The organism is Microlunatus flavus (assembly GCF_900110855.1).
GTDB classification, from domain to species: Bacteria; Actinomycetota; Actinomycetes; order Propionibacteriales; family Propionibacteriaceae; genus Microlunatus; species Microlunatus flavus.
In genome coordinates, this window is sequence record NZ_FOFA01000005.1 from 14718 (window position 1) to 26470 (window position 11753).

General features: G+C 74.7%; 11 protein-coding genes. 10 read left to right on the forward strand and 1 reads right to left on the reverse strand.

From position 1 onward, the window contains the following. Positions 1–23 precede the first annotated feature (23 nt). The 6 genes from BMY04_RS23090 (at position 24) to BMY04_RS12615 (ending at position 6848) form a co-directional block, all read left to right on the forward strand. Positions 24–1775 carry a MinD/ParA family ATP-binding protein gene (locus BMY04_RS23090; protein WP_198410133.1) on the forward strand — a complete coding sequence of 584 codons (1752 nt, stop codon included), beginning with the start codon at positions 24–26 and terminating at the stop codon, positions 1773–1775. Between the two features lie 58 nt (positions 1776–1833). Continuing rightward, on the forward strand, positions 1834–3426 hold the full coding sequence (locus BMY04_RS12595) for a molybdopterin-dependent oxidoreductase (RefSeq protein ID WP_091180865.1): 1593 nt from the start codon (positions 1834–1836) through the stop codon (positions 3424–3426). Positions 3427–3684: 258 nt separating this feature from the next. Then, positions 3685–4350: a fasciclin domain-containing protein gene (locus tag BMY04_RS12600; protein ID WP_091180869.1), complete on the forward strand. Its 666-nt coding sequence runs from the start codon at positions 3685–3687 to the stop codon at positions 4348–4350. A gap of 31 nt (positions 4351–4381) precedes the next feature. Further along, positions 4382–5050 (forward strand): sigma-70 family RNA polymerase sigma factor, encoded by a 669-nt coding sequence (locus BMY04_RS12605; protein ID WP_091180873.1) that lies wholly within the window; start codon positions 4382–4384, stop codon positions 5048–5050. Beyond that, positions 5047–5799, forward strand: a complete 753-nt coding sequence (locus BMY04_RS12610; RefSeq protein ID WP_091180877.1) for an anti-sigma factor — start codon at positions 5047–5049, stop codon at positions 5797–5799. Before BMY04_RS12605 ends, BMY04_RS12610 begins: the two co-directional genes overlap by 4 nt. 149 nt (positions 5800–5948) lie before the next feature. Further along, the gene (locus BMY04_RS12615; protein WP_232506353.1) at positions 5949–6848 is read left to right on the forward strand and encodes a 2-hydroxyacid dehydrogenase; all 900 of its coding nucleotides are present in this window, start codon (positions 5949–5951) and stop codon (positions 6846–6848) included. A gap of 141 nt (positions 6849–6989) precedes the next feature. On the opposite strand, the gene BMY04_RS12620 is transcribed toward BMY04_RS12615, so the two are convergent. Then, a complete protein-coding gene (locus BMY04_RS12620) occupies positions 6990–7817 on the reverse strand; it encodes a glycosyltransferase family 2 protein (protein ID WP_170854111.1) in 828 nt (275 codons plus the stop codon). A 97-nt stretch (positions 7818–7914) separates the two neighbouring features. Between BMY04_RS12620 and BMY04_RS12625 the strand changes: the two genes are divergently transcribed. From BMY04_RS12625 to BMY04_RS12640, 4 genes are read left to right on the forward strand one after another with little or no spacing between them, the layout of a single operon-like run. After that, positions 7915–8406 carry a PH domain-containing protein gene (locus BMY04_RS12625; protein ID WP_232506356.1) on the forward strand — a complete coding sequence of 164 codons (492 nt, stop codon included), beginning with the start codon at positions 7915–7917 and terminating at the stop codon, positions 8404–8406. 10 nt (positions 8407–8416) lie between these two features. Next, on the forward strand, positions 8417–9004 hold the full coding sequence (locus BMY04_RS12630) for a mismatch-specific DNA-glycosylase (protein ID WP_091180890.1): 588 nt from the start codon (positions 8417–8419) through the stop codon (positions 9002–9004). A 46-nt stretch (positions 9005–9050) separates the two neighbouring features. Continuing rightward, positions 9051–10328, forward strand: coding sequence for a M16 family metallopeptidase (locus BMY04_RS12635; protein WP_232506359.1), 1278 nt, complete (start codon positions 9051–9053; stop codon positions 10326–10328). Continuing rightward, the gene (locus tag BMY04_RS12640; RefSeq protein ID WP_091180897.1) at positions 10325–11716 is read left to right on the forward strand and encodes a M16 family metallopeptidase; all 1392 of its coding nucleotides are present in this window, start codon (positions 10325–10327) and stop codon (positions 11714–11716) included. The genes BMY04_RS12635 and BMY04_RS12640 overlap by 4 nt, the downstream gene beginning before the upstream one ends. Positions 11717–11753: the final 37 nt, after the last annotated feature.

An 11753-nucleotide genomic window follows, 5' to 3' on the forward strand; every position in this document is an offset into this window, starting at 1 on the left:
CGCCGGCAGCAGGAGGCGCCAGCATGGCTGACCAGGCGGACCAGGCGGACCGGACGGACGGGGCGGACCGGACGGTCACGGTCGTCGCACGGATCGACGCGTACGGCGGGGCCGAGCTCCTCGTCGACGGTTCGCCGAGCCGCGCCCGTCTGGGCACCGTCGAGGACGCCCGCTCCTTCGTCGGCCAGCAGGCCGTCGACCTCGCCGTCCGGCTCAGCCGCGAGGTCCTGCTCGACACCTCCGACCCGGACGGCACCTGGCTCTTCGTGGCGAGGCCCGACGGCACGATGGTGGGCACGACGGCGTCGGGCGGCGCCGGCGCGGCTCCCACGCCGGCGGCGACCGCGTCGCCGTCGCCCGACCCGGGCGACCGGAACGGGTCCGAGGGCGACGCGACCAGCACCGACGCCCCCGACGCGTACGCCGCGGCGGCCGACCCCGAGACCGGTCCCGAGACGAGCCCCGAGGCCGGACCCGCGACGGACGCGGCGACCGACCCGGCCCCCCGCGAGGTGACGCCGAGCGCGGTTGCGCCGGTCGTCGCTCCGCCGGCGCCGCCGGCACCCGCGCCGGCGCCTCCGACGGCCGCGCAGCCCTGGTCGGCCCCCCAGGCCTGGGGCGGTCCGTCCGGACCCGCGCCCGTGCAGCCCGGCTCCCCGGCGGGTCCGGCGCAGCGGCCCTGGTCGGCCCCGCAGCCGTGGAACCCGCCCGGCCCGGCTGCCCCGGGCCCGCAGGTGCAGGGCGGTCCCTGGGCGCCGCCGGCAGCGGCCCCGGCGCCGCAGCCGGTCGGTCCTGGTGCACCCGCGCCCGCTCCAGACGCCGAGCCGCAGGCCCGGCGGGCGCTCCCGACGCTCGACGACCTGCTGGGCGGCCGGCCCGCGCCGGCGCCGGGTCCCGCGCAGACGGGCTGGCAGGCGTTCGTGCGCCGGGCGACCTTCGGCCTGGTGAACCCGGGCCCCGGCCCGCGCGAGCTGCAGCACCGGGAGGCGGTGGCGACGATCCAGCGCTCCCTGCCCGGACCCCGCACGGTCGTCGTGGTCAACCCGAAGGGTGGGGCGTCCAAGACGACGGCCGTGATGATGCTGGCCGCGACGTTCGCGACGCTGCGCGGCGGCTACACCCTCGCCTGGGACAACAACGAGACCCGCGGGACGCTCGGCTGGCGCGCCGTGCCCGCCCGCCACACGAACACGGCCGTCGACCTGCTCGCCGACCTCGAGCGGTTCCAGCAGGTGCGCGGCGCCCGGGTCGGCGACCTCGACAACTACGTCCGTACGCAGGGCGCCGCCCAGTTCGACGTGCTGGCCTCCGACGAGGACCCGGCCGCGTCGGCCTCGATCGACGCCGACGCGTTCTCCCGGCTGCACGGCACCCTCAGCCGCTTCTACCGGATCCTCGTCGTCGACACCGGCAACAACATGCGGGCCAGCAACTGGGAGGCCGCGGTCGCCGCGGCCGACCAGCTCGTGATCGTGTCGACGGTCCGCGAGGACACCGCCGCCAGCGCCGCCTGGCTCGTCGACGGGCTACGGGCCAAGGGCCACGGCGACAAGGTCGAGCAGGCCGTCACCGTGCTGTCCGCGCCGGGCTCGTCGGACGACCCCGCCCTGTCGCAGCGGCTGCACGACCACTTCGCCCAGCTCACGCGGGCCGTGGTGGACGTGCCGCACGAGCCCTCCCTGGTGGCGGGCGGACCGATCGACTTCGGGGCGCTGTCGAAGGCCTCGCGCGACGCCTGGACCCTCGCCACCGCGAAGGTGGCCGAGGGGCTCTAGCCGGCGTCGCCCCGGGACGGCACCAAACCCGCGGGGGGGGTGGCCGCGAACTCCCTGCATGACCACGACCGCCGCCCCCGCTCCGACGGGCGACCCGGCCCCGGCACCCGAGGTCCGTACGCCCGGTCGCCTGGCCCGGGCGGCGTCGGGGATCGCCGCCGCGGCCCTGGCGCTCGGCGCCGGCCACCTGGTGGCCGCCTTCCTCGACCCGGCGGCGTCGCCGCTGGTCGCGGTCGGGTCAGCTCTCGTCGACGCCGCGCCGACGCCCGCCAAGACGGTGGCCGTCCGCCTGCTCGGCACCTACGACAAGCCGGTGCTGATCGGCACGGTCGGCCTGGTGCTCCTGGTGCTGGCCGCCGTCCTCGGTCTCCTCGCCCGCGCGCACCGGCGCACGGCGCTCGTCGGCACGGCGCTGCTCGGCGTCGTCGGCGCGGCCACCGCCGTCTACCGCGGCGGCCCCACGGACGCCGTCCCCTCGGTCGTGGCCGGGGTCGCCGGCGTCGCCGCGCTGCTCTGGACCACCTCGCGCGACCCCTCGGCACCAGCGGCGCAGACGCCCGACTCGACCACCGCGCACAGCGGCCGCACGTCGCGGCGGAGCTTCCTCGTCGCCGTCGGCGTGGTCGCCGTAGGGGCTGCGGCCACCGCCGCCGCCGGAACCGTCGTCGGACGGGTGCGCGCCGCGGGAGCGGCCGCGCGCCGCAGCCTCGGGCTGCCCGCGCCTGCGTCGCCCGCCCCACCGCTCCCGGACGGGGTCCAGCTGCCCGGCATGACGCCGTTCACCACGCCCGTCGACGACTTCTACCGCGTCGACATCAGCCTCGTGACGCCGAGCGTCGACGCGAGCACGTGGACGCTGACCGTCGACGGCATGGTCGACCACCCGCTGACGCTGACCTACGACGAGCTGCTCGCGATGCCGATGGTCGAGCGCGACATCACCCTGACCTGCGTGTCGAACGAGGTCGGCGGCCCGTACGTCAGCAGCGGCCGGTGGCTCGGCGTCCCGCTCTCCGAGGTCCTCTCCCGCGTCGGCGTCCAGCCCGGCGTCGACCAGCTCTACTCGTACTCGCTCGACTCCGGCTACACGGCCTCCACGCCCTACCAGGCGGTCATCGACGGACGCGACGCGATGATCGCCGTCGGGCTCGACGGCAAGCCGCTCGCCGACGCACGCGGCTACCCCGCCCGGATGATCGTCCCCGGGCTGTTCGGCTTCGTCGCCAACACCAAGTGGCTCGAGCGCATCGAGCTGACGACCTACGCGAAGCGCACGGCCTACTGGACCGAGCGTGGCTGGGCGACCGACGGGCCGATCCTCACGCAGAGCCGCATCGACCTGCCGAAGTCCCTCGCCACGCTCCCGAAGGACAAGCCGGTGATCGCCGGCGTGGCCTGGGCGCAGCACCGCGGCATCGACAAGGTCGAGATCCAGATCGACGACGGCGCGTGGCAGGAGACGTCGCTCGCGACCGACGGCGGTGTCGACCTGTGGCGCCAGTGGTCGTTCCGCTTCGACGGTCCCCCCGGCCTCCACTCGGCCCGCGTGCGGGCGACCGACGCGACCGGGGCGACGCAGCCCGAGGCGCGGACCAAGGTGTTCCCCGACGGTGCGCGCGGCTGGCACCAGATCCAGTTCACCAGCGAGTAGCACCGCATCCACCGCACCTTCCCGACAGACCTGATCATGACCTTTCCGGGCCATGATCAGGTGTTCTGGCGTCCGCGTGGCGGATGGATTGGTCGGAAGCCTGTGGACTTCATAAGTCCTGGTCAGATGCACTTTGATCTTGTTCCGACGAGACCAGATCGTGACCAAACCGGTGAGCCCACCGCCGCGAACCCCTCATGTCCAGCGCGTGAGCCCGGGACCGGGCCACGCAGAACGAAACCCTCAGGAGAACCTGACATGATCACCTCTCGCCTCGGCAAGATCGCCGCCCTCGCCGCCGTCGTGGCCTTCCCGCTGAGCCTCGCGGCCTGCGGCGACACCGCCAGCAGCGGCTCCGCCCCCGCCTCGAGCGCCGCGGCCCCGTCCAGCGCCGCCTCCAGCCCGGCGATGACCCCGTCGATGTCGCCGTCCTCGTCGGCCGGCGACGCGAGCGCGCCCTTCGGCTCGGGCTGCTCCGCGGTCCCGACCTCGGGCAAGGGCTCCTTCGACGGCATGTCGCAGGACCCGGTCGCCACGGCGGCCAGCAACAACCCGGCGCTGTCCACCCTCGTCACCGCGGTCAAGGCCGCCGGCCTGGTCGACACGCTGAACAACGCCGACAACATCACCGTCTTCGCGCCGACGAACGACGCCTTCAAGAAGATCCCGGCCGCCGACCTCAAGAAGGTCCTGGCCGACAAGAAGACGCTCACCGCGATCCTCACCGGTCACGTGACGTCGCCGAAGCTGGCGCCGTCCGACCTCGCCGGGGACCACACCTCGCTGGCGAAGACCACCATCAAGGTCACCGGCAGCGGCGAGGACTACACGGTCGACGGCTCGGCCAAGGTCGTCTGCGGCAACGTGCAGACCGCCAACGCCACCGTCTACATCATCGACAGCGTCCTGCTGCCGAAGTCCTGACCGGACGCGACGCGACCCCCGACCAGGGCCGATGAACCTGCACGTGGTGACCGACGGGCCGGGCGACGAGCCCCGGCCCGTCGGCCGCGGGTCCGCACCCCGCACGGGTGCTGACGCCGCGGAGGCGGCCGCGGAGCTGGTCGAGCTCGTCACCGCCACGGCCGGGGGCGACCAGGACGCCTTCGCCCGGTTGTACGACCGCACGGTGCACCGCGTGCACGGCGTGGTCTGGCGGGTCCTGCGCTCGGCCGACCACGCCGCCGAGGTGACCCAGGAGGTCTACACCGAGGTGTGGCGCCAGGCCGCCCGCTACGAGGCCTCGCGCGGCTCGGTGAGCGCGTGGATGACGACGATGGCGCACCGCCGGGCGGTCGACCGGGTCCGGTCGGTGACCAGCGAGACGGCCCGCATCGAGCACTACGCGGTCCGCGAGGTCGGCCGCGACGTCGACCACGTCTGGGAGGGCGTCGAGCAGCGGCTCGACGCCGAGCGCGTACGGCGCGGGCTCAGCACGCTGACCCCGCTCCAGCGCGAGGCCCTGACCCTCGCCTACTTCGGCGGCTACACGCAGAACCAGATCGCCGCCCTGCTCCAGGTGCCGCTCGGCACCGTGAAGACGCGCGTCCGTGACGCGCTGATCCGGCTGCGGACCGCGCTGGAGACCGACGACCGCAGCACGAACGACGGGGGACGAGCATGAACGACCACGACGCCGCGGGCGCGTACGTCGTCGCGGCCCTGCAACCCGAGGACCTGGACGCCTTCGAGCGCCACCTCGCCCGCTGCGACCGCTGCCAGACCGAGGTCGCCCGGCTGCGGGAGACCGCCACCGAGCTCGGCTGGCTGGCCGCAGCACCACCCCCTCCCCCGGGCCTGCGCGCAGCCGTCCTGTCCGGCGTCGCGACCGTCGCCCAGCTCCCGCCCGAGACCCGGCCCTCGCGCGAGCGTGCCGACGAGGACGACGTCGTCGACCTCGGCGCAGCACGCCGGAACCGCGTCGCGCGCCGTACGCGGGTCCTCACCCTGCTCGTGGCGGCGGTCAGCGTGCTCGCGCTCGCGCTCGGCGGCGTCGTCGTCTCGCTCGTCGGCGACCGGCCGACGCCCACCGCCGCGGCCGGGGACGCCGGCCTGCTGTCCGCCCCCGACGCCCGGATCGTGCCCGCGAGCCTGCCCGGCGGGGCGCACGCGTCCTTCGTGGTGTCGCGGCAGCAGAACCGCGCGCTGTTCGTGGCGCACGGGCTGCCGGCGCTGGACGGCGGGCGGACCTACCAGCTCTGGACGGTGCGTGGCAGCGCCGCGTCCCCGGACAGCCTCCTCGGCGGTGGGGCCGACGTCAGCCAGTGGTTCCACGGGACCGTCGCCGACGCCGACGCCCTCGCGGTCACGGTCGAGCCCGCGGGTGGTTCCCCGGTCCCGACGAGCCCGGTGCTGGTCAGCGGCACCCTCTGAGGGCGAGCGGGCCGCGGCGGTCCGCCGACGGGCGCTCCCTGAGCTCTTCCGCGGACGCCGACCTCTTCGAGGCCCTTCGACAGGCTCAGGGAGCGTGTCGTCGGCGCCGGTGGACGGCTGGCTAGGGTGAACGGGTGACCGTGGTGTGCGTGCCCGATGCCGATGCCGTCCAGCTCCTGGGCGACCTGCCCGAGGGGGTGGAGGTCGTCGTCTGGAACGGCGAGCCCGACCGACCCGCCCGGCTCGGCGAGACCGAGTTCTGGGTGCCCCAGGTGGAGGACTCCAGCGACCTCGAGAACAAGCTCGCCGCGATGCCCGACCTCAAGGTCATGCAGCTGCTGAGCGCCGGCGTGGAGGACCTCGTCGGCAAGACGCCCGAGGGCGTCCAGCTCTGCGACGCCCGCGGCGTGCACGGCGGCCCGGTCGCCGACATGGTGCTCACGCTGATGCTGGCCTCCTACCGGCAGGTCCCCCACTTCGTCCGGGCCCAGGCGCGCGGCGAGTGGAGCGACGCCCAGGGCGAGGACCTCGAGGACAAGCGGGTGCTGATCGTCGGCGCCGGCGACCTCGGCGAGCAGACGGCGAAGCGGCTCAAGGGCTTCGGCGCGGTGCCCGTCCTCGTCGCGCACTCGGCCCGCGAGGGCGTGCACGCCACCGGCGAGCTGCCGGACCTGCTGCCGGCCGCGGACGCCGTCGTGCTCACCGTGCCGCTCACGCCCGACACCGAGGGCATGGTCGACGCGAAGTTCCTCGCCGCGATGCCCGACGGCGCCCTGCTCGTCAACGTCGCCCGCGGCAAGGTCGTCGACACCGACGCCCTGCTCGCCGAGCTCACCTCGGGCCGCCTGCGCGCCGGGCTCGACGTCGTCGAGCCCGAGCCGCTGCCCGAGGGCCACCCGCTCTGGTCCGCGCCGAACCTGCTCATCACCCCGCACGCCGCCGGCCACGTCAAGCGCTCCGGCGAGCGTGCGTACGCCCTCGTGCGCGCCCAGCTGGAACGGTTCGTCCAGGGCGAGGAGCTGCAGAACGTGGTCACCGGGCAGTACTGACTCGTCCTCCTCGTGCCCGGTCGGGGACCGGTCAGCGCTCCCTGAGCCTGTCGAAGGGCCTCGAAGAGGTCAGCGCCCTCCCGGTGGCGGACGCCGACCCGTTCCGGGCCCTTCGACAAGCTCAGGGAGCGTCTGGCGAGCTCAGCGAGCGTCCGGCTCGCCCAGCAGGCCGAGGACCCAGGCGCGGTCGGCGTACCAGTCGAGGCCGCTGCCGGTGTTGTGCGGGGGGAAGGCGCCCGGGCCGAGGCCGGCCAGCGTGCGCCACCGGTCGCCCCAGCGGGCGTCGAGGCCGGTGAGGATCTCAGCCCGGTTATCCTCGGCCTTCCGCCCGATCCGGGTCATGGTGACGCGGCGCAGGTGGTGGACGTAGGCGGCCTCGGTCACCACCACCCGCCAGCCCGCGGCGCGAGCCCGCAGGGCCCAGTCGACGTCAGCGCCGTAGCCGTGGTGCGGGAACGTCGCCGTGTCGAGCGGGCCGACCTCCGCGACCGCCTTGAGCGAGAAGGCGATCGCCGTGCCGTCGCAGAAGGGCACGTCGCGCACGACGGGACGGGGCTCGTACGCCTCGGCGTACGCCGGCACGTGCACGGCCCGCTGGTGCAGCCAGAAGTCGTCGTAGCAGGCGGCCGCCACGGCCACGCCCTCCCCCGCGAGGGCGCCCACGAGCGCGGGCACGAAGCCGCGCGACAGCCGCGTGTCGTTGTTCAGGAGCACGACGGCCTCGGCGCCGTCCTGCCGCGCCCGCTCGAAGGCCCAGTTCGCGGTGCCGATCCAGCGCAGGTTCTCCCCCGTGCGCACCAGCTCGACCCCGGCGGCCCAGCCCGGCAGCACGTAGTCGCCGGCGTTGTCGACGACCACCACGTGCAGGTCGTCGCGCGGCAGCGGCTCGTCGCGCGCGAGGTCGCGCAGGACGGCGTCGGTCAGCTCGGGCGACCCGTACGCGGGGATGGCCAGGAAGGTGCGGGGCACGGACGCATCGTAGATCGGTCGTGCCCACCTGATCGACCGTCCGAAGGTTCTCCGAGTCCAGCCACCGGTGGGCGCGAGTTCTGGCACAGTCGGTGTCGTGGCCGACCAGGGCGCGTCTGACCCGAGCACTCGCACGTGGCGGGTGACCGGGTGGCGACGCTGGCTCTACGTGCTCCTGCTGGTCTCCTTCCTCGCCCAGGCCGTGAACCGACTGGTCGACCTGCTGGTCGGGCCGCCGCCCCACTACGGCGACGGCATCTTCTTCGCCCTCGCGCTGCTGGCAGCCCTGGCGTACGGCTGGATGGTGGTCCTCTACCTGCGGACGCGCGTCACTCTGACGCCCGAGGGGGTCGAGGTGCGTTCCTTCCGGACCAAGGTCATCCCCTACACCGAGGTCGAGCGCGCCTACCGGAACCGGTTCAGCCGTGGCGTCGTCTCGCTCGACCTGCTCGACGCCACGCGGATCGCTCTTCCCGCGCCGGTGTCGGGCTTCAAGGACGCCGCGCCCGAGCTGGACGAGGCCGTCGCCCTGATCCAGGCGCGGGTGGACGGCGCCCGGGCCGCCGCCGGCGAGGACGTCGCCGGGTAGGTTCCGCCCCGTGGGGTTCACCAAGGCGGAGCTGGAGGCGTTCCGGGACGCGAGCGTGCCGGACTTCGTGGGCCCGGAGCCGCGGCTGGTCTTCGTCGGCATCAACCCCGGCCTGTGGACGGCGGCGGTCCAGACGCACTTCGCGCGCCCGGGCAACCGCTTCTACCCCGCCTTGCAGCTGGCCGAGATCATCGACCGCCGCATCGACCCGGCGACCGGGCTCACGCCGGACGACCGCGCGTACTTCCTCGCTCGCGGCCTCGGCAACACGAACCTCGTCAACCGCGCCACCGCCCGCGCCGACGAGCTGACGAACGACGAGCTGCGGGCGGGCCGTGCCCGGCTGGAGGCGTTCGTCGCCGAGCACCGCCCGCGCGTGGTGGCGGTGGCGGGCGTGACGGCGTACCGGACCGCCTTCGGCGAGCCGAAGGCCACGGCCGGGGAGCAGCCGCACGGCATCGGACCGGCCGGTCACGAGGCGCGGCTGTGGGTCGTGCCCAACCCGAGCGGGCTGAACGCGCACGACACGATCGCCAGCCTCGCGGCCGCGTACGCCGCACCCGCCCGGGCCGCCGGGCTGCTCCCCGAGGTGGGGTGACCGCGTCCCGGACAGCGGCTTGGCGGTGTGTGCTCGAATGTCACCCATGCCCTCCGGACCCGCGGCCTACCCGATCAGCCAGCACGTCCTCGACAACGGGCTCCGGGTGCTGGTCAGCCCCGACCACGGTGCGCCCGTCGTCGCCGTCAACCTCTGGTACGACGTCGGCTCCCGCGACGAGGAGGCGGGCCGCACCGGCTTCGCGCACCTCTTCGAGCACGTGATGTTCCAGGGCTCAGCGAACGTCGCCTCCGGCGCGCACATCGGGCTCCTGCAGGCGGCCGGCGCCTCGGTCAACGCGACGACCTGGTTCGACCGCACCAACTACTTCGAGACGCTGCCCGTCGGCGGCCTGGACCTCGCGCTGTGGCTCGAGGCCGACCGGATGGGCAGCCTGCTCGACGCCCTCACCGAGGACAACCTGAACACCCAGCGCGAGGTGGTCAAGGAGGAGAAGCGGCAGCGCTACGACAACGTCCCCTACGGCGACGTCATGCAGCGGCTGAACTCGCTCACCTTCCCCGCCGACCACCCGTACGGGCACACGACGATCGGCTCGATGGCCGACCTCGACGCGGCCAGCCTGGCCGACGCGCACGCCTTCTTCGCGCGGCACTACATGCCCAACAACGCGGTCCTGTCCGTCGTCGGCGACGTGGAGGTCGACGACGCGCTGGCGCGCGTGGAGCGCTACTTCGGCGGCCTGGCCCGCGGCGACGCCCCGCCGCACCCGCCGCGCGACGTCCTCGGGCCGCTGACCGGCACCGAGCGCGAGGAGACGTCAGCCGACGTCCCCGCCGAGGCGGTCTACCTCGCCTGGCGCCTGCCCGCCCGCGGGACCCGCGCGTTCGACGCCCTGGACCTGTTCTTCGGCGTGCTCGGCCACGGCCAGACGTCCCGGCTGCACAAGGCGCTCGTCCGCGACGCCGAGGTCGCCGAGAGCGCGGGCGCGGCGAGCACCGGCCTGATCGGCGGCAACTCCTTCGGCTACGCGTACGCCCGCGCCCGCGGCGGCGAGGACCTCGCCGCCGTCGAGGAGGCGCTGGTCGCCCAGATCGACCGGCTCGAGGCCGAGGGCCCGACCGACACCGAGCTCAAGCGGGCCAAGGCGCAGTACGAGCGGCACTGGCTCCACGAGCTGTCCCGCGTCGACAGCCGGGCCGACGCGCTCGGCGAGTACGCGACCCTCGAGGGCGACCCCGAGCTCGTCAACACCCGCATGGCCGAGGTCGACGCCGTGACCCCCGACGACGTGGCCTCGGCCGTCGAGGAGTGGTTCGGCAGCGACCGCCGCGCGACCCTGCTCTACCGGAAGGCAGCATGAGCACCCCGAGCACGAGCGGTCCCTCTGGCCGCAGCGGCTGGCACGCCGCCCCGCAGCCCGACGTCGCCGCGCCCGGCGCGTGGTCGTTCCCCGAGCCGGTCGTCAGCACCCTCGGCAACGGCATCGAGCTGGTCTGCTTCGACCTGCCCGGCCAGCAGGTCGTGTCCGCCCACCTCGTCCTCGACACCCCCCTGAACGGCGAGGAGCGCGAGCTCGAGGGCGTCGCCACGATCGCCTCCCGCACCCTCGACGAGGGCACCCGCAACCACCCCGGCGAGGAGTTCGCCGAGGTGCTCGAGACCGAGGGCGCCGGCTTCGGCATCGAGGTGTCGCTCTCGGGGGTCCAGGCCGTGCTCGACGTGCCGGTCTCGCACCTCGAGCAGGCGTTCGCGCTGTTCAGCGAGGCCGTCACCCAGCCCGAGATCGCCGACGCCGACGTGGCGCGGCACGTGCAGATCCGGCTCGCGCAGATCGAGCAGGCCTCCGCGAACTCGGCCCAGCTGGCCTCCACCGCGTTCCGCGAGTCGGTCTTCGACCCGGACAGCCGCGCCTCGCGGATGAGCGGCGGCGAGGCCGAGAGCGTCGCCCGGGTGGACGGCGCGTCGGCCCGGCGCTTCCACGCCGAGCGGTTTGGCCCGGCCGGGGCCAGCCTCGTGCTCGCCGGCGACTTCGGCGGCCTCGACCCCCAGGAGCTGGCGGAGCGGTGGTTCGGCGGCTGGGCCAACGACGCCCAGGTCCGTACGCCGCAGGAGGTCGCCGCCCCGGCGCCCAGGCGGCAGGTGGTGCTCCACCGGCCCGGCGCGGTCCAGGCCGACGTGCGCTACGGCGGGTTCGGGATCGACCGCCTCGACCCGCGCTGGCCGGCGGCGAGCGTCGCCACGTACGCGATGGGCGGGGCGTTCCTGTCCCGGCTCAACGCCGTGCTGCGCGAGGAGAAGGGCTACACCTACGGCGTGCGGATGTCGCTGACGCCGCTGCGCACGGCCGGCAGCTTCGCCATCGGCGGCTCGTTCCGGACCGACGTGCTCGCCGACTCGGTCCGCCTGGCCCGCGAGCTGGCCGACGTGCGCGAGCGGCCGTTCACCGCAGCCGAGGTCGCCGACGCGGTGACCTACTCGACCGGCATCTCGCCGCTGCGCTACGCGACCGCCGACGGCGTCGCCGACCAGGCCGCCGTCAACCGGCTCGTCGGCCTCGGCGACGACTACGTGACCCGCAACCTCGCCGAGCTCCGCGCGGTCACGCCCGAGGCGGCGACGGAGGCGTACACCTCGCTGATCGATGTCGACGCGCTCACCCTCGTCGTCGTCGGCGACGCCGACGTCATCGCCGACCCGCTGCGCGAGCTCGGGTTCGACGACCTGGAGGTCGTCCGCCCCGAGGGCTGATCCCGCCGTCCCGGAACGACGAAGCCCCCTGGACCTG